Source organism: Pseudomonas sp. CCC4.1, from assembly GCF_035019225.1.
Taxonomy (GTDB): Bacteria; Pseudomonadota; Gammaproteobacteria; order Pseudomonadales; family Pseudomonadaceae; genus Aquipseudomonas; species Aquipseudomonas bubulae.
In genome coordinates this window covers 1-17,371 of sequence record NZ_JASJWL010000047.1, presented here as the reverse complement: position 1 = coordinate 17,371, position 17,371 = coordinate 1, and the positions used below count along the sequence as shown (strand labels likewise).

Annotated in this window: 15 protein-coding genes; 14 read left to right on the top strand and 1 reads right to left on the bottom strand. The window is 59.8% G+C overall.

Annotation, left to right across the window (positions count from 1 at the left end):
* Positions 1–54: 54 nt before the first annotated feature.
* The 8 genes from mreB (at position 55) to tldD (ending at position 11,289) form a co-directional block, all read left to right on the top strand.
* Positions 55–1,092 carry a rod shape-determining protein MreB gene (gene mreB / locus QN377_RS16925; RefSeq protein ID WP_002555108.1) on the top strand — a complete coding sequence of 346 codons (1,038 nt, stop codon included), beginning with the start codon at positions 55–57 and terminating at the stop codon, positions 1,090–1,092.
* A gap of 143 nt (positions 1,093–1,235) precedes the next feature.
* Entirely contained in the window at positions 1,236–2,306 is a 1,071-nt protein-coding gene (gene mreC, locus QN377_RS16920) for a rod shape-determining protein MreC (RefSeq protein WP_095001124.1), read from the top strand.
* The gene (gene mreD, locus QN377_RS16915) at positions 2,307–2,795 is read left to right on the top strand and encodes a rod shape-determining protein MreD (RefSeq protein WP_095001125.1); all 489 of its coding nucleotides are present in this window, start codon (positions 2,307–2,309) and stop codon (positions 2,793–2,795) included.
* 51 nt (positions 2,796–2,846) lie between these two features.
* Complete coding sequence (locus tag QN377_RS16910; RefSeq protein ID WP_095018244.1) at positions 2,847–3,452, top strand: Maf family protein; 606 nt, start codon at positions 2,847–2,849, stop codon at positions 3,450–3,452.
* A 56-nt stretch (positions 3,453–3,508) separates the two neighbouring features.
* Positions 3,509–4,966 (top strand): ribonuclease G, encoded by a 1,458-nt coding sequence (rng, locus tag QN377_RS16905; RefSeq protein WP_095001127.1) that lies wholly within the window; start codon positions 3,509–3,511, stop codon positions 4,964–4,966.
* A 75-nt stretch (positions 4,967–5,041) separates the two neighbouring features.
* The gene (locus tag QN377_RS16900; protein ID WP_095001128.1) at positions 5,042–8,854 is read left to right on the top strand and encodes a YhdP family protein; all 3,813 of its coding nucleotides are present in this window, start codon (positions 5,042–5,044) and stop codon (positions 8,852–8,854) included.
* Positions 8,855–8,863: 9 nt separating this feature from the next.
* The gene (locus QN377_RS16895) at positions 8,864–9,691 is read left to right on the top strand and encodes a carbon-nitrogen hydrolase family protein (RefSeq protein WP_095001129.1); all 828 of its coding nucleotides are present in this window, start codon (positions 8,864–8,866) and stop codon (positions 9,689–9,691) included.
* Between the two features lie 155 nt (positions 9,692–9,846).
* Complete coding sequence (gene tldD / locus QN377_RS16890; RefSeq protein WP_016781785.1) at positions 9,847–11,289, top strand: metalloprotease TldD; 1,443 nt, start codon at positions 9,847–9,849, stop codon at positions 11,287–11,289.
* A gap of 47 nt (positions 11,290–11,336) precedes the next feature.
* Here the strand turns inward: tldD and yjgA are convergent, their stop codons facing one another.
* The gene (gene yjgA / locus QN377_RS16885; protein WP_016781786.1) at positions 11,337–11,858 is read right to left on the bottom strand and encodes a ribosome biogenesis factor YjgA; all 522 of its coding nucleotides are present in this window, start codon (positions 11,856–11,858) and stop codon (positions 11,337–11,339) included.
* Positions 11,859–11,965: 107 nt separating this feature from the next.
* Here yjgA and pmbA point away from each other — a divergent pair, with 107 nt between their 5' ends.
* From pmbA to QN377_RS16855, 6 genes are all read left to right on the top strand, one after another.
* On the top strand, positions 11,966–13,312 hold the full coding sequence (gene pmbA / locus QN377_RS16880; RefSeq protein WP_095018242.1) for a metalloprotease PmbA: 1,347 nt from the start codon (positions 11,966–11,968) through the stop codon (positions 13,310–13,312).
* 141 nt (positions 13,313–13,453) lie between these two features.
* A complete protein-coding gene (locus QN377_RS16875; protein WP_095001132.1) occupies positions 13,454–13,849 on the top strand; it encodes a FagA protein in 396 nt (131 codons plus the stop codon).
* Positions 13,842–15,218 (top strand): class II fumarate hydratase, encoded by a 1,377-nt coding sequence (locus tag QN377_RS16870; protein WP_095018241.1) that lies wholly within the window; start codon positions 13,842–13,844, stop codon positions 15,216–15,218. The genes QN377_RS16875 and QN377_RS16870 overlap by 8 nt, the downstream gene beginning before the upstream one ends.
* 27 nt (positions 15,219–15,245) lie before the next feature.
* Positions 15,246–15,695, top strand: a complete 450-nt coding sequence (locus QN377_RS16865) for a hypothetical protein (RefSeq protein ID WP_095001134.1) — start codon at positions 15,246–15,248, stop codon at positions 15,693–15,695.
* Between the two features lies 1 nt (position 15,696).
* Positions 15,697–16,308, top strand: a complete 612-nt coding sequence (locus QN377_RS16860) for a superoxide dismutase (RefSeq protein ID WP_322212410.1) — start codon at positions 15,697–15,699, stop codon at positions 16,306–16,308.
* A gap of 26 nt (positions 16,309–16,334) precedes the next feature.
* Entirely contained in the window at positions 16,335–17,228 is an 894-nt protein-coding gene (locus tag QN377_RS16855; protein WP_095001136.1) for a ZIP family metal transporter, read from the top strand.
* Positions 17,229–17,371 lie beyond the last annotated feature (143 nt).

The following is a 17,371-nucleotide window of genomic DNA, read 5'->3' as shown; positions in this document are numbered from 1 at the left end:
TTGTTAGAGTTTGCCGCACTTTTTTACCCACGCGTTGCCTAGGGTCCCTTTCCCATGTTCAAGAAACTGCGTGGCATGTTTTCCAGCGATCTTTCCATCGACCTGGGCACTGCCAACACCCTTATTTACGTGCGCGAGCGCGGTATTGTCCTGAATGAGCCATCAGTTGTGGCTATTCGGACACACGGTAACCAGAAAAGTGTCGTTGCTGTCGGCACCGAGGCCAAGCGCATGCTTGGCCGTACACCGGGCAACATTGCTGCCATTCGTCCGATGAAGGACGGCGTTATCGCCGATTTCAGCGTTTGCGAAAAAATGCTGCAGTACTTCATCAACAAGGTGCATGAAAACAGTTTCCTGCAACCTAGCCCGCGAGTCTTGATTTGCGTGCCTTGCAAATCGACTCAGGTAGAGCGTCGCGCCATTCGTGAATCGGCACTCGGTGCCGGTGCCCGTGAAGTGTTCCTGATCGAAGAACCAATGGCTGCGGCCATCGGTGCGGGCCTGCCGGTTGAAGAAGCTCGTGGCTCGATGGTTGTCGATATCGGTGGCGGTACCACTGAAATCGCGCTGATCTCCCTGAACGGTGTGGTTTACGCCGAATCCGTACGGGTAGGTGGCGACCGTTTCGACGAAGCAATCATCACCTATGTGCGCCGTAACTACGGCAGCCTGATCGGTGAATCGACTGCCGAGCGCATCAAGCAGGAAATCGGCACTGCCTACCCGGGTGGTGAAGTACGTGAAGTCGACGTACGCGGCCGTAACCTGGCAGAGGGCGTACCACGTGCCTTCACCCTGAACTCCAATGAAGTGCTCGAGGCTCTGCAAGAGTCGCTGGCAACCATCGTTCAGGCCGTGAAAAGCGCGCTGGAACAGTCTCCGCCAGAGCTGGCTTCGGACATCGCCGAGCGTGGCCTGGTACTGACCGGTGGTGGCGCCTTGCTGCGTGACCTCGACAAGTTGCTGGCTCAGGAAACCGGTCTGCCGGTGATTGTTGCCGAAGACCCGTTGACCTGTGTTGCGCGTGGCGGTGGCCGTGCGCTGGAAATGATGGATAAACACACGATGGACCTGCTCTCCAGCGAATAAGATCGCGTGGTGCAGCCCTTTCGTTATCATCAGAAGGTAGCACTTTGCAGTGCTGCCTTTTGGCGTTTATCTTCTGTCAATCTTCATCCAGGCCGCTTGAAGCCGTATGAATAAATTGAACACCTGCCCGGGAGGAGCGGCTTATTAAACCGCTCTTTTCCAAAGGCCCCTCATTGGGCGTGCGCTTTCTGGTGCTGGTCGTGCTATCGGTCGCGCTAATGGTAGTGGACGCTCGCTTTACGTTACTCAAGCCTGTGCGCAGCCAGATGTCTCTGGTACTGATGCAGTCCTACTGGATCACCGATCTGCCGCAGCGTTTGTGGCAGGGCGTGGCCAGTCAGTTCGGCAGCCGCACTGAGCTGGTGGCTGAAAACGAGAAACTCAAAACCGAAAACCTTCTGCTTCAGGGGCGCATGCAAAAGCTGGCGGCCTTGACCGAGCAGAACGTTCGCCTGCGCGAGTTGCTCAACTCTTCGGCGCTGGTCAACGAAAAGGTCGAAGTGGCCGAACTGATCGGCATGGATCCCAACCCCTTCACTCATCGCATCATCATCAACAAGGGTGAACGTGACGGCGTTGTGCTGGGCCAGCCGGTACTCGATGCCCGCGGTCTGATGGGGCAGGTGGTTGAGTTGATGCCCTACACCTCGCGTGTCCTGTTGCTGACCGATACCACCCATAGCATTCCAGTGCAGGTCAACCGTAACGGGTTGCGGGCGATTGCCAGCGGTACGGGCAACCCCGAGAGCCTTGAACTGCGTCATGTTGCCGATACGGCGGATATCAAGGTGGGTGACCTGTTGGTCAGCTCGGGCCTGGGGCAGCGCTTCCCGGCCGGTTATCCGGTGGCAACGGTAAAGGAGGTGATTCACGATTCGGGTCAGCCCTTTGCCATTGTGCGGGCCGTGCCGACGGCAGCCCTGAATCGCAGCCGTTACCTGCTGCTGGTGTTCAGTGACAGCCGTACCCCTGAAGAGCGGGCCAACGATGCGGCCAAGGCTCAGCAGGCTGAACAAAACGGTGAACCGCCGCCGATCATTCCGGCGACGGTGCCCAAGCCGGTTGCGCCTGCAGCGGCCGTTATCCCGGCGGCTGTGGCTCCAGCTCCGGCGGCTGTTGCCGAGCCCAAGACCGTGAAAAAACCTGCGCCCGCTGCAACCCCTGCCGCCAAGCCGCCAGCCGCCGTGCCGGCCACTACCCGGGAGAGGCAATAAATGGCGAGTACCCGTTCGCGTAACGGCTGGATCATCTGGCTGACATTTGCCATTGGCCTGTTGCTCAGTATTTCACCCATGCCCCAGTTCATGGAAATCCTGCGCCCGCTCTGGCTGGCATTGCTACTGGCTTTCTGGGCCTTGTACATGCCGCACAAAGTGGGCATGGTCACCGCGTTTTGCCTGGGGTTGGCGGAGGATGTGCTGTATGGCACGTTGCTGGGGCAGAACGCCCTGACCCTGACCCTGATTACCTTTCTGGTGCTGTCCCTTCAGCAGCGCTTGCGGGTGTTCCCGATGTGGCAGCAATGCCTGGTGCTTCTGGTTGTGTTCGGCCTGGCGCAGCTTGCCCAACTGTGGCTCAGTGCGTTGACCGGCAATCGCCAGCCAACGCTGGCGCTGGTGTTGCCGGGTGTGGTCAGTGCCCTGCTGTGGCCCTGGGTCAGTTACGGGCTGCGCGGGCTGTGCAGACGCTTCAAAATCAATTAACCGGATACGAGCCATTTCCTGGTTTGTGCACCTCGACAGGGAGATGTCTTGATGACCTCGCTTTATCTGGCCTCTGGCTCACCGCGCCGACGCGAGTTGTTGACTCAGATCGGCGTGCCGTTTGAAACGGTCAGCGCAGCCATTGACGAAACTCCCCTCCCGAATGAATCCCCTGTGGCCTATGTCGAGCGCCTGGCGCGCGAAAAGGCCCAGGCCGGGCGCCAACAACTGCTGACGACCATGCCGGACGCTGCGTTTTGCGTACTGGGGGCTGACACGGCCGTGGTGCTCGATGAACACATTCTCGGTAAACCGGTCGACGAGGCCGACGCCTTGGCTATGCTCATGGCGCTGTCTGGCCGGGAGCATGAGGTGTTGACCGCGATCGCGATTATTGACGCCGGGCGCTGTGAAACCCGAGTGGTACGCAGTCAGGTACGCTTTAGAAACATCAGCAAACAAGAAGCCAGCCTGTATTGGGCCAGCGGTGAACCCCTGGACAAAGCCGGTGGCTACGCCATTCAGGGCTTGGCTGCGGTGTTTGTGGCGGGCCTGAATGGCAGTTATTCCGCCGTCGTGGGCCTGCCTGTGTGCGAAACCGCAGAACTGCTCGGGCATTTCGGCATACCCTGTTGGCAAAACCTTACCGTGCGCTGAATACGGCACCTACGAGACGTGGCACTACTGTGATGACGCCTGAACGAGACCCAGCCATGAGTGAAGAGATCCTGATCAACATCACGCCGATGGAATCGCGCGTGGCAGTGGTAGAGAACGGTGTTCTGCAAGAGGTGCATGTCGAACGTACCCAGCGCCGGGGCATTGTCGGTAATATCTACAAAGGCAAGATTGTCAGGGTTTTGCCCGGCATGCAGGCTGCCTTTGTGGATATCGGTCTGGATCGTGCTGCTTTTATTCATGCCTCCGAAATTTCCCTGCGTGAAGGCCAGGCCGTTGAAAGCATCGGTACGCTGGTGCATGAAGGCCAGAGCCTGGTGGTGCAAGTCACCAAAGACCCGATAGGTTCAAAAGGTGCGCGCCTGACGACTCAACTGTCGATACCCTCGCGCTACCTGGTGTATATGCCGCGCACTGCCCATGTCGGCATTTCGCTGAAGATCGAAGACGAAGCCGAGCGCGAACGCCTTAAACAGGTGGTCAGTGATTGCGTGGCCCAGGAAGGCATCAAGGAAGCCGGCGGGTTTATCCTGCGTACGGCGGCCGAAGGTGCCGGGGCGGATGAGATCCTGATGGATATTCGCTACCTGCGTCGTTTGTGGGACCAGATCGGTGCCCAGATCAAGACGGTTGGCGCGCCGACGGTGATCTACGAAGACCTGGGCCTGGCGCTGCGTACATTGCGTGATCTGGTCAGCCCCAAGATCGAGAAAATTCGCATCGATTCGCGGGAAACCTTTCAGAGGACCACGCAATTTGTTGCCGAACTGATGCCGGAAATCGCCGACCGCCTTGAGCACTACCCGGGCGAACGGCCGATTTTCGATTTGTACGGCGTTGAAGACGAAATCCAGAAGGCCCTGGACCGCAAGGTACCGCTCAAGTCCGGCGGTTATCTGGTGGTCGACCCGGCTGAGGCCATGACCACCATCGACGTCAACACCGGCGCGTTTGTGGGGCATCGCAACCTTGAGGAAACCATCTTCAAGACCAACCTCGAAGCGGCTACCGCGATTGCCCGGCAACTGCGCCTGCGCAACCTGGGCGGGATCATCATCATCGACTTTATCGACATGGAAGATGAAGAGCACCAGCGCCAGGTGATACGCACCCTGGAAAAACAGCTGGAGCGTGATCACGCCAAGACCAACATCATCGGCATTACCGAGTTGGGTCTGGTGCAGATGACCCGCAAACGTACGCGCGAGAGCCTGGAGCAAGTGTTGTGCGAGCCGTGCGTGTGCTGCCAGGGCCGGGGAAAGTTGAAAACCCCCGAAACCATCTGCTATGAAATCTTCCGTGAGATCCTGCGAGAGGCCCGGGCTTATCAAGCGACCGGCTATCGTGTGCTGGCCAACCAGAAAGTGGTGGATCGTTTACTGGACGAAGAGTCAGGCAATGTCGCGGAGCTGGAAGGGTTTATCGGTCGCACGATTCGTTTTCAGGTCGAAACCATGTACTCCCAGGAACAATACGACGTGGTGCTGCTCTGAAGTATCTAGCGTCACATAGCGTCGAAAAGGGGCTGAAACCGGCCCCTACGATCATTATTTAAGGGGCCACCTGACATGGAGCGTCTGACACGCTTTTTTGCCGCGCTGACCCGTTGGGGGCTGGGCGCGTGCGCTCTGGTTTTGGTCCTGACGGCGTTGTACGTCAGTATCGGCCGTGAATTGACCCCCCTGATCGCCGAATACCGCGTTGAAGTGCAGAGCAAAGCCCGTGAAGCGCTGGGCATGCCATTGACCATTGGCAGCCTGGAAGGAAGCTGGAGCGGCATGGCGCCGGTATTGAAGGCCCACGACGTCATGGTCGGTGAGGGCAACAGCGCCCTGCGTCTGGATGAAGTGCAGGTGGTGCCCGATGTGTGGGCCAGCCTGTTGAACCGTGATATCCGTATTGGTCACGTGCAACTCAATGGTCTGCAACTGAGCTTGCGCCAGGATGAACACGGCCACTGGGCACTCGAAGGGCTGCCGGTGCAGGATGACCAGCCGCTTGACCCTGAGCAGTTGCTCAACCAGCTGCAACGTGTGGCGCGGTTGTCGGTGCTCGACAGCCAGGTGACCCTGGAACCCTACAAACAATCCCCGCTGACCCTGACTTATGTCGGGCTGACGCTGGACGTCGGCGCGTCGGACCAGCGTCTTGATGCGCGGCTGACCTTGCCCGATGGCCAGCCCGTGGCGCTGAGCCTCAGCACACAGGTTCAGGCCAGCCACTGGCGTGACGGTGCGGCCCAGGCCTATGTGAGCCTGCCGCAAAGTGATTGGGCCAAGTGGCTGCCGGCCACGCTGATCGCACCGTGGAAAGTCTCCGAGCTCAAGGCTGGAGGCGAGTTCTGGTTCAACTGGAGCCAGGGCTCGGTACAGAGCGCGGTGGCGCGCCTGAATGCGACCCGGTTCAGTGGTGCCTATGCCGATCGCAAACCCGAGACCATCGAGAACCTGGCGCTGCATGCCTGGGCTGAGCGCGGCAAACAGGGTTTCAGGGTGGTGCTCGACTCACTGGCCATGAACCTGGGCAAGACCCGTTGGGAAACCCGTCTGCAACTGCAGCAGTTCGCGGCCACCGACAAGGAGCAGGAGCGTTGGCACCTGCAGGCCGACCGCCTGGACCTGACCCCGATCACGCCGCTGATGGACTCACTGGCCCCCGTGCCGGAAGCCGTCGCCAAAGTCATCGATCAATTGAGCGTTACCGGCACCTTGCGCAATGTGCTGGCTGATTATCGACCAGCAGCCACGGACGATCAAAAAATCAGCTTTGCGGCCAATCTGGAGCAGGTCGGCTTCAATGCCACCCACGGCGCTCCGGCGGCGCGCAATGTCAGTGGCCTGATCAGCGGCGACCTGGGCAAGGGCGAACTGCGCCTGGACAGCAAAGACTTCATGCTGCACCTCGACCCGATCTTCGCCAAGCCCTGGCAATACCTGCAAGCCAATGCCCTGCTGACCTGGACCCTGAACAAGGACAGCTTCACCCTGATTGCGCCCTACATCAAAGTGCTGGGGGAAGAGGGCAATATCGCGGCCGACTTTTTGATCCGCATTCACCTTGACCATTCCCAGGAAGATTACATGGACCTGCGGGTGGGCCTGACAGATGGCGACGGCCGTTTTACCCCCAAGTACCTGCCTGAAGTACTGAGTCCGGCGCTTTCGGAGTGGCTGAGCACGGCGATTATCAAAGGCGCAGTCGAAGAGGGCTTCTTCCAGTATCAAGGTTCGCTGAGCCATGACGCCGTTGCGGCGGCGCGCAATATCAGCCTGTTTTTCAAGGTGCATGGCGCAGAACTGGCGTTCCAGCCTGGCTGGCCCCATGTGCGTAACGTGTCGGGCGATGTGTTTATTGAAGATAGCGGTGTGCGGATCATGGCCAGCAAAGGTCAGCTACTCGACACCCGTGTGCGTAACGTGGCTGTCAGCATCCCGCATGTGCCTGCCGGCAAGGTCAGCCATCTGTTTCTGGATGGCGACTTTGAGGGCGGGCTGGGGGACGGTCTGAAAATTCTTCAGGAAGCACCGATAGGTACCGCAGAAACGTTCGCTGGCTGGCAGGGTGAAGGTTCGCTCAAGGGCCGTGTTGATCTGGACATCCCGCTGGAACAGGGCGTGGAGCCAAAAATCCTGGTGGACTTCAATGTCGACAAGGCGCGCCTGAAAATCAGCGAACCCGAGCTTGAACTGACCCAGCTCAAGGGTGACCTGCGCTTTGACAGTGCCAAGGGCCTGAGCGGCAAGGGCATCAGCGCCCGGGCGTTCGATCGCCCGATCACCGCGCAGATCTTTGCCGACGGCAAGCCTGGCCGCATCAGCACCCGGGTGGTGGCCAGCGGTCAGGTGGGGGTGAAAAAACTCACGGACTGGCTCAAGTTCAATCAACCGATCCCGGTAAGCGGTGACTTGCCCTATCAGTTGCAACTGACCCTGGACGGTGCCGACAGCCAGTTACGCGTCAGCTCCAGCCTCAAGGGCGCGGTGGTGGATTTGCCGGCACCCTTCGGGCTGGCGGCCAATGAAAGCCGCAACAGCGTGTTTCGCATGACTCTGCAAGGGGCCGAGCGGCGGTACTGGTTTGACTACGGCGACCTGGTCAACCTGACCTTTGCTGCCCCCAATGGCAAGTTTGAAGACGGGCGTGGCGAGTTGTTCCTGGGCGATGGCAAACCCGTTTTGCCCACGACCAAGGGCCTGCGCATTCGCGGCGTGCTGTCGGAGCTGGACGTCGCCCCCTGGCAGGCGCTGGTCGAACGATATGCCGGCAATGACCCCGGCGGCAGCGCCAAGCAACTGCTCAGCAGTGCGGACTTTAAAGTCGGCAAGTTGATTGCCTTCGGCACCCAATTGGATCAGGTGCGCCTGGTCATGAAGCGCGTCGCCGCCTCCTGGGCGCTGCAAATCGACAGCAAGCAGGCCATCGGCGCCGTGACCCTACCGGATGCGAACAACGCGCCGATTGTGGTCAACATGCAGACCATTCGCCTGCCTGCGCCTGATCCCAAGACGGTGGCAGACGAGAATGCCCCCGACCCGCTGGCTGCGGTCGACCCGCGCAAAATACCGGCTCTGGACATCATTATTCGCCAGCTCTACCAGGGGGCGGACCTGCTTGGTGCCTGGTCACTCAACATTCGACCCAACAGCCGGGGCATCAGCCTTACCAGTCTCAATCTGGGGCTCAAGGGCATGCTGCTTGAAGGTTCGGGCGGCTGGGAAGGCGTGGCGGGTAACAGCAAAAGCTGGTACCAGGGGCGCCTGGGTGGCGGCAACCTGGCCACGGTGCTGAAGAACTGGGGCTTTGCCCCCAGCGTCACCAGCGACAACTTTCATGTGGACATCGATGGCAACTGGCCCGGTTCGCCAGCGTGGATTGGTCTCAAGCGTTTCTCCGGCACACTGGACGCCTCGCTCAACAAGGGGCAGTTTGTGGAAGTCGACGGCAGCGCCCAGGTGCTGCGCATTTTTGGCTTGCTCAACTTCAACGCCATTGGCCGCCGTCTGCGCCTGGACTTCTCCGACCTGTTCGGCAAGGGCCTGAGCTATGACCGGGTCAAGGGCGTGCTCAATGCCCGCAGCGGCGTGTACAGCACAGGCAAGCCGATCCTGATGACCGGGCCGTCCACCAATCTGGAACTTAACGGTACATTGAACATGGTCACCGACCGGGTCGACGCCAAGCTGCTGGTGACCTTGCCCGTGACCAATAACCTGCCCCTTGCAGCGCTGTTGGTGGGCGGGCCGGCAGCGGGCGGGGCGATGTTCCTGCTCAACAAGCTGATCGGTGACCAGGTGTCGCGCTTCGCCAGCGTGCAATACAGCATTCAAGGGCCGTGGAACGATCCGAAGATCACTTTCGACAAGCCTTTCGAGAAACACTAGGAGCGCAGCATGACCCTGGCAGTGATTCAAATGGTCAGCCAGAGCGATGTCCTGGCCAATCTGGCCCAGGCCCGTCGCCTGCTGGAGGAGGCTGCCCAAGGCGGTGCGCAACTGGCCGTGTTGCCCGAGAACTTTGCCGCGATGGGCCGTCGCGATACTGCCGCCATCGGCCGCGCCGAGGCCTTGGGCGAGGGCCCGATCCTGCCCTGGTTGAAACAGACCGCCCGCGACCTCAAGTTATGGGTAGTGGCTGGTACTTTGCCTCTGCCGCCAGAGGGGCAGCCTGAAGCCAAGGTCAATGCTTGTTCATTGCTGATCAACGCCGAGGGCGAGCAAGCGGCCCGTTACGACAAATTGCACTTGTTTGATGTGGATGTGTCTGACAACCGTGGCCGCTATCGCGAGTCTGATGACTATGCCCGGGGCAAGCGTGTGGTGGTGGTTGATACCCCGGTCGGCAAGCTGGGCCTGAGCGTATGTTATGACCTGCGCTTCCCGGAGCTGTACAGTGAGCTGCGCACTGCGGGCGCTGAACTGATTACCGCGCCCTCGGCCTTTACCGCTGTCACGGGTGCGGCCCATTGGGAGATACTGATACGCGCCCGCGCCATTGAAACCCAGTGCTATATCCTTGCAGCGGCCCAGGGCGGCGTGCATCCGGGCCCGCGAGAAACCTGGGGGCATGCAGCCATTATCGATCCCTGGGGGCGGGTGCTGGCCGAGCAGGCGCAGGGCGAGGGGGTGTTGCTGGCCCGCCGCGATGCGCTTGAGCAGGCGGATATCAGGGCGCGCATGCCGGTGGTGAGCCATCGGCGGTTCAACGCCCATCTAATTTAAGTGGGAGCGGGCTTGCTCGCGATGCAGGCGACAGGGTGTAACCGTTGCCCCGCATCGATGCCATCGCGAGCAAGCCCGCTCCCACAGAACAGATTTTTCAGGCCCGAGGGTTCAGCACTCAAAGATGCTGAAGCAGGGGCCAAGACGGAGTGATTATGAGCGAGTTGTTGACCTCAGTCAGCGAACACCTGTTGGCACCCGGAGGTGTCACCATCGAAAGTCTGCAAAGCGTATTGGGCGACCTGGCCGGGCCGGGTATCGACGCGGCAGACCTGTATTTCCAGGGCCAGATTTCCGAATCCTGGGCGCTGGAAGACGGCATCGTCAAAGAAGGCAGCTTTAACCTCGACCAGGGTGTAGGTGTTCGCGCCCAGTCTGGCGAGAAGACCGGCTTTGCCTACAGCAATGCCATTACCCTGGACGCATTGGGTCAGGCCGCCCGCGCCGCCCGTTCGATCTCCCGTGCCGGGCAAAACGGCACGGTGCAGGCGTTCACCACTCAGGACGTGGCTCAGCTGTATGGCCCGGACAACCCGCTGGAAGTCATCAGCCGCGCAGAAAAGGTCGAGCTGCTCAAGCGTGTCGATGCCGCCACCCGCGCCCTAGATCCGCGTATCCAGCAAGTCACCGTGAGCATGGCCGGGGTCTGGGAGCGGATTCTGGTGGCCTCCACCGATGGCGGGCTGGCGGCAGATATCCGGCCGCTGGTGCGTTTCAACGTCAGCGTCATCGTTGAGCAGAATGGCCGTCGCGAGCGCGGCGGTCATGGTGGTGGCGGGCGTACCGACTACCGCTATTTCCTCACTGACGATCGTGCCATGGGTTACGCCCGTGAAGCGTTGCGCCAGGCCCTGGTCAACCTCGAAGCGGTACCGGCTCCGGCAGGCACCATGCCGGTGGTTCTGGGCTCGGGTTGGTCCGGCGTACTGTTGCATGAAGCGGTGGGTCACGGTCTGGAAGGGGACTTCAACCGCAAGGGCAGTTCTGCCTACAGCGGACGCATGGGCGAAATGGTTGCTTCCAAACTGTGCACCATCGTCGATGACGGTACCCTGGCGGGCCGCCGTGGCTCGCTGAGCGTGGATGACGAAGGCACCCCGACCGAGTGCACCACCCTGATTGAAAACGGCGTGCTCAAGGGCTATATGCAGGACAAGCTCAATGCCCGTCTGATGGGCGTGGCGCGCACCGGCAACGGCCGTCGCGAATCCTATGCGCACTTGCCGATGCCGCGCATGACCAACACCTACATGCTGGGCGGCGAAAGCGATCCTGCCGAAATCATCGCTTCGGTGAAAAAGGGCATCTACTGCGCCAATCTGGGTGGTGGTCAGGTCGATATCACCAGCGGCAAGTTTGTGTTCTCCACCAGCGAAGCCTATCTGATTGAAGACGGCAAAATCACTCGCCCAGTCAAAGGCGCGACCCTGATTGGCAACGGGCCGGAAGCAATGAGCAAGGTGTCGATGGTCGGTAACGATCTGTCGCTGGACAGCGGCGTAGGCACGTGTGGCAAGGATGGGCAGTCGGTGCCGGTAGGTGTCGGCCAGCCAACCCTGAAGATTGACGCGATCACTGTAGGCGGTACGGGCGGTTGAGGGGAGGTCCCGTGAAGGTTGCCAGGCAACCTTCACGGGTACGAGGCTTAACGCAGACCGCGTTGAGTCTCGTCCAACCCACGGATGTACTTGAACAATTTGCGGCTTGAAGCCGGTGCCTTGTTATGAGCCAGCTCGTGTTTGGCCTGACGTATCACCGAACGCATTTGCTGGCGGTCGGCTTCAGGGAACTCGGCAACAAACTTTTCCAGTACAGCGTCATCACCCTCGATCAGGCGATCACGCCAGCGCTCGAGGTTGTGAAAACGTTCGTTGTACTGGCGAGAAGAGGCATCGACTTGATCGATCAAGGCAAGAATTTCGTCAAGCGGTTGATCGCGCATCAGTTTGCCGATGAACATCATATGGCGCTTGCGCGCAATATGAGCCGTGTGTTTTGGAGCATCTGCCAAAGCCTTACGCATAGCGTCAGTCAGGGGCATTTTGTTCAGCAAGTCAGGCTTGAGTGTCGTGAGACGCTCGCCCAGATCAACCAGAGCATGAAGCTCGCGTTTGACCTGCGATTTGCTTTTTTCGCCGTCGAAGGCGTCGTCGTAAGAATCAACCATGGTGGCAGTCCGCAAAGAAACGCCGCCATGATAACCAGTCGGGGGCCGCTTGTCCGGCCCGGTCGCTCGGCGGCCCTGCCGAAAACAGAATTTGAGTGGAGAAAACCATGAGTGCAGTTCAAAGCGTCGGCCCGCAGGCCTTGCCGGCACTGCAGGAACAGGTCGAGCAAATCATCGCCGAAGCCAGGCGCCAGGGTGCCAGCGCCTGTGAAGTAGCCGTGTCGCTGGAGCAGGGGTTGTCGACCTCGGTACGTCAGCGCGAAGTTGAAACCGTAGAGTTCAACCGTGACCAGGGTTTTGGCATCACCCTCTATGTAGGCCAGCGCAAAGGCTCGGCCAGCACCTCGGCCACCGGCCCGGATGCCATCCGCGAAACCGTCGCCGCCGCCCTGGCGATTGCCAAACACACCTCGGAAGACGAAAGCTCGGGTTTGGCCGATGCCAGCCTGATGGCGCGTGAACTGAAAGACTTTGATGTGTTCCACACCTGGGACATCACCCCCGAGCAGGCCATTGAAAAGGCCCTGGCCTGCGAAGCCGCTGCATTTGAGGCCGACAGCCGGATCAAAAATGCCGATGGCACCACCCTCAGCACCCATCAGGGCTGCCGCGTGTACGGCAATAGCCATGGTTTTATCGGCGGCTCGGCTTCGACCCGTCACAGCCTCAGTTGCGTAATGATTGCCGAAGGCGACGGCCAGATGCAGCGTGACTACTGGTATGACGTCAATTGCCAGGGCGAGTTGTTGATGGACGCCGTGAGCATTGGCCAGCGCGCCGCCGAGCGCGCTGCCCGGCGACTGGGCTCGCGCCCGGTACCGACGTGCGAGGTGCCGGTGCTGTTCTCGGCCGAACTGGCTGGCGGCCTGTTTGGCAGTTTCCTGGGGGCAATCTCGGGTGGCAACCTGTACCGTAAATCGTCGTTCCTGCTCGATGCAATGGGGCAGCAGATTTTCCCTGAATGGTTGACCCTGGATGAGCGCCCGCACCTGATGCGCGCCATGGGCAGCTCGTCGTTCGACAATGATGGCCTGGCCACTTACGCCAAACCGTTTATCAAGGACGGCGAGTTGGTTTCGTACATCCTGAGCACTTACTCGGGGCGCAAACTGGGCATGCCGAGCACTGCCAACGCCGGCGGCGTGCATAACCTCTTTGTGACACACGGTGATGAAGACCAGGCAGCCTTGATTCGCAAAATGGGGCGTGGTCTGTTTGTCACCGAGTTAATGGGCAGCGGCCTGAACATGGTCACCGGTGACTATTCCCGTGGCGCGGCGGGTTTCTGGGTCGAGAATGGCGAAATCCAGTTCCCGGTGCAGGAAGTGACCATCGCCGGCAATATGCGCGATATGTTTAAACAGATCGTGGCCGTGGGCAACGATCTGGAGCTGCGCAGCAACATCCGCACCGGTTCGGTGCTGATTGAACGCATGATGGTGGCGGGCAGCTAAGACTGGCCTGTTCCATGCCAAGGCGTATCACTGCAACGGTGATACGCCTTTTTTGTGTTTGTGCATCCTGTCCTTTAGCAGACTTGTTTTGATAATCAATATCGCTTAATAATGAATCTCATTATCGAGTGAGCCTGGGTCATGAGTTCTGCGTTGCGTGAAGGGCCGTATCTAGAAAGCTGGCGCTGGATGAGCCGCCAGATCCGCTGCGGGCTGGCGCCGGACGAGCCGCGCCTGATCGAGCATTACCTGGCTGAAGGCCGCTATCTTGCTGGCTGTACAGCCACTTCCCCGTGGTTGATTGCGGTCACCACCTTCCGCCTGATGCTAGATACAGCCACTGACACCGCGCTGCCTTGGCACTGGCGCAATCTGTGCCTGGACAACGCGTGGCGTCCGCTGCGCGACCTCGAAACCCAAGCCTTGTGCAATTGCCGACTCAAGCGCTGGCAAAGCTTTGCCTGGCAGTTGGCAACCTGCGAGCTCGAACCTTCAATTTCTTTAACAGAACTGGTGCAAGGATTTCCCGATGAGTAACACTCGTATCGAACGTGACAGCATGGGTGAGTTGCGTGTGCCTGAATCCGCGTTGTACGGTGCGCAAACCCAGCGTGCAGTCGACAACTTCCCCATCAGCCATCAACGCATGCCTGCGCAATTCATTCGCGCCCTGATCCTGGCCAAGGGCGCAGCGGCCCTGGCCAACGTTGAACTCAAGCAGATCAGCGCGGCCCAGGGCGAGGCGATTGTCGAGGCCACCCAGATCCTGTTGACCGGTGATTTCATGGAGCACTTCCCGGTGGATATTTTCCAGACCGGTTCGGGCACCAGCTCCAACATGAATGCCAACGAAGTGATTGCAACCCTGGCCACGCGGCTGCTGGGCGAGCCGGTGAACCCCAACGATCACGTCAACTGCGGGCAAAGCAGCAACGACATTATCCCGACCACCATCCATGTCAGCGCTGCACTGGGCCTGCACGAGCAGTTGCTGCCGGCGCTGAGCCATCTGGTGCAGGTTATCGAGCGCAAGGCGATCGAGGTTCACGCCTACGTCAAAACCGGGCGCACCCACTTGATGGACGCGATGCCGGTACGCATGAGCCAGGTGCTCAATGGCTGGGCGCAGCAGCTCAAGGCCAATATCGAGCATTTGCATAACCTGCAGCCAGCTCTGCAAGCCCTGGCCCAGGGCGGTACCGCGGTGGGCACCGGGATTAACGCCCACCCGCAGTTTGCTGCGTTATTCAGTCAGCAACTCAGCGAGCTGACCGGGGTGGCCTTCACGCCGGGCAAGGACCTGTTTGCCTTGATTGGTTCGCAAGACACCGCAGTGGCTGTTTCTGGTCAGTTGAAGGCCACGGCAGTGTCACTGATGAAAATCGCCAACGACCTGCGCTGGATGAACTCCGGCCCCCTGGCCGGTCTGGGCGAAATCGAACTTGAGGCGTTACAGCCGGGCTCGTCGATCATGCCGGGCAAGGTCAATCCGGTGATTCCGGAAGCCACGGCGATGGTCGCGGCCCAGGTCATCGGCAACGACGCGGCGATCACCGTGGCAGGTCAGTCCGGCAATTTCGAACTGAACGTCATGCTGCCGGTGATTGCGCACAACCTGTTGAGCAGCATCGAACTCATGGCCAACTCAAGCCGCCTGTTGGCTGACAAGGCCATCGCCAGCTTCAAGGTCAATGAAGCCAAGCTCAAGGAGGCGCTGTCGCGCAACCCGATCCTGGTAACGGCACTGAACCCGATCATCGGTTATCAAAAAGCCGCCGAAATTGCCAAGACCGCTTACCAGCAAGGGCGCCCGGTAATCGATGTGGCACTTGAATACACGGATTTGTCACGCAGCCAGCTTGAGGTCCTTCTCGACCCCGAGAAACTCACCGCCGGCGGCGTTTAATCCATCGACACTGCTTTGGAGGTTCACATGGATCACTGGAAACGCACGATCGAAAGAGCCAACCGCTGTTTCGCCGAAGGCGAACTGGTCGATGCCCGCGAGCATTATCTGCAGGCGCTGGCCCTGGCCCAGGTGCTGTTCGAGCGCTGGAGTGATGCCGACGAAGCAGTGGCCGCCTGCGTCATTTCACACCACAACCTGGCGGATCTGCATTTGCGCCTCAATCAACCGGAGGAGAGCGTGGAGTACCTCTGTGCGATTCATCAGCGATTGTTGCAAACCATGCAGAACGCGCGCCTGCCGACAGCATTACGTGAAGCGGCGCTGCGTCAGAGCAGCAAGACCTACGTAGAGCTTTTGAATTTTATCAGTGAGTACGGCGAGTACCCGCGCTCCAACCTGTTGCTCAAAAGCAATGTGGCTCAGAGCAGCCATGAGTTCTCGACAGTTAGCGGCCATCACTTAGGAGCACATTGAAATGACTTACACCTTGCCTGCATTGCCTTATGCCTATGACGCGCTTGAACCGCATATTGATGCGCAAACCATGGAAATTCACTACACCAAGCATCACCAGACCTACATCAATAACCTCAATGCGGCCGTAGAGGGCACCGAATGGGCCAAGTGGCCGGTGGAAAAACTGGTGGCCAGTGTTCATCAGTTGCCCGAAAAGCTGCGCGCTGCAGTGATCAACCAGGGTGGCGGGCATGCCAACCACTCGTTGTTCTGGGAAGTTATGAGCCCTAAAGGCGGGGGTAAGCCCGAAGATGCGCTGGCCAAGGCGATTGACGAGCAGTTGGGTGGTCTGGAGGCGTTCAAGGAAAACTTTACCAAAGCCGCGCTGACGCGTTTTGGCAGTGGCTGGGCATGGTTGAGCGTGACCCCGCAAAAAACGCTGGTAATCGAAAGCAGCGGCAACCAGGACAGCCCGCTGATGAACGGCAATACGCCGATCCTGGGGCTTGATGTGTGGGAGCACGCGTATTACCTGCGCTATCAAAACCGCCGCCCGGAGTATATCAACGCGTTTTACAACGTGATCAACTGGCCGGAAGTGGCGCGACGCTATCAAGCGGCGATTGGCTAAGCGCAACGAAAGGATTCAGGCGGATTATGGGCACGCAAATTTTAGCGGTCGGTGGCGTTCGAATGTTTCGCTATGCCTTCGGTACGCTTTTGCTGTTGGCGGGTACGGCCCTGTTGGTTGCCAAGGGGCTGGTCTGGCTGGATCTGGAGCCCCGGCTGCTGCGGGCGCTGCAGGGCGGTGCGTTGTGTGCACTGGGCACGGCGTTAGGCGCCGTGCCTGTCCTGGTTATTCGAAAAATGCCGGTGGCGGTCAGTGACACTCTGCTGGGCTTTGGGGCCGGTGTGATGCTGGCGGCCACGGCCTTTTCGCTGATAGTGCCGGGCATTGCGGCAGCGCAAAGCCTGGGGTTGTCACCCTGGCCCGCCAGCGGGCTTATAAGTGCAGGGATCCTGCTGGGCGCATTCTGCCTGTTTCTGGTGGATCGCAAGGTCTCGGGCGCCGGGCCGGAGGTATTTGTCAGTCGCCCCGGCGAGCCGGTCATCGCGCCGCGCATCTGGTTGTTTGTGATTGCCATTGTGGCGCACAACATTCCTGAAGGCATGGCGGTCGGGGTGTCGGCGGGTGGCGGCATGCCGGATGCCGATAGCCTGGCGATGGGCATTGCGTTGCAGGATGTGCCGGAAGGCCTGGTGATTGCCCTTGTATTGGCAGGGGCGGGCATGTCGCGGGTCAAGGCGTTCCTGATTGGTGCGGCATCAGGTCTGGTTGAGCCGGTCTTTGCGGTGCTCTGTGCCTGGCTGGTCAACTTGGCCGAGGTGCTGTTGCCGTTGGGTCTGGCATTGGCGGCCGGGGCGATGCTGCTGGTGGTCACCCAGGAAGTCATCCCCGAGTCGCGGCGCAATGGCCACGAAAAGCTGGCGAGCCTGGGGCTGTGTGTCGGCTTTTGTTTGATGATGGTGATGGATACGGCGCTTGGTTGAATCGATCTCTGCAGATACTCTTTAGTCGATCAATTCCTGCCGTGGGAGCGAGCCTGCTCGCGAACAACCTTCGCGCTGTCTCTTATACTCATCTCCTAGCCCACGACACCAGAACCGAACGCGACGAGGGCTTCCTGCTTCTT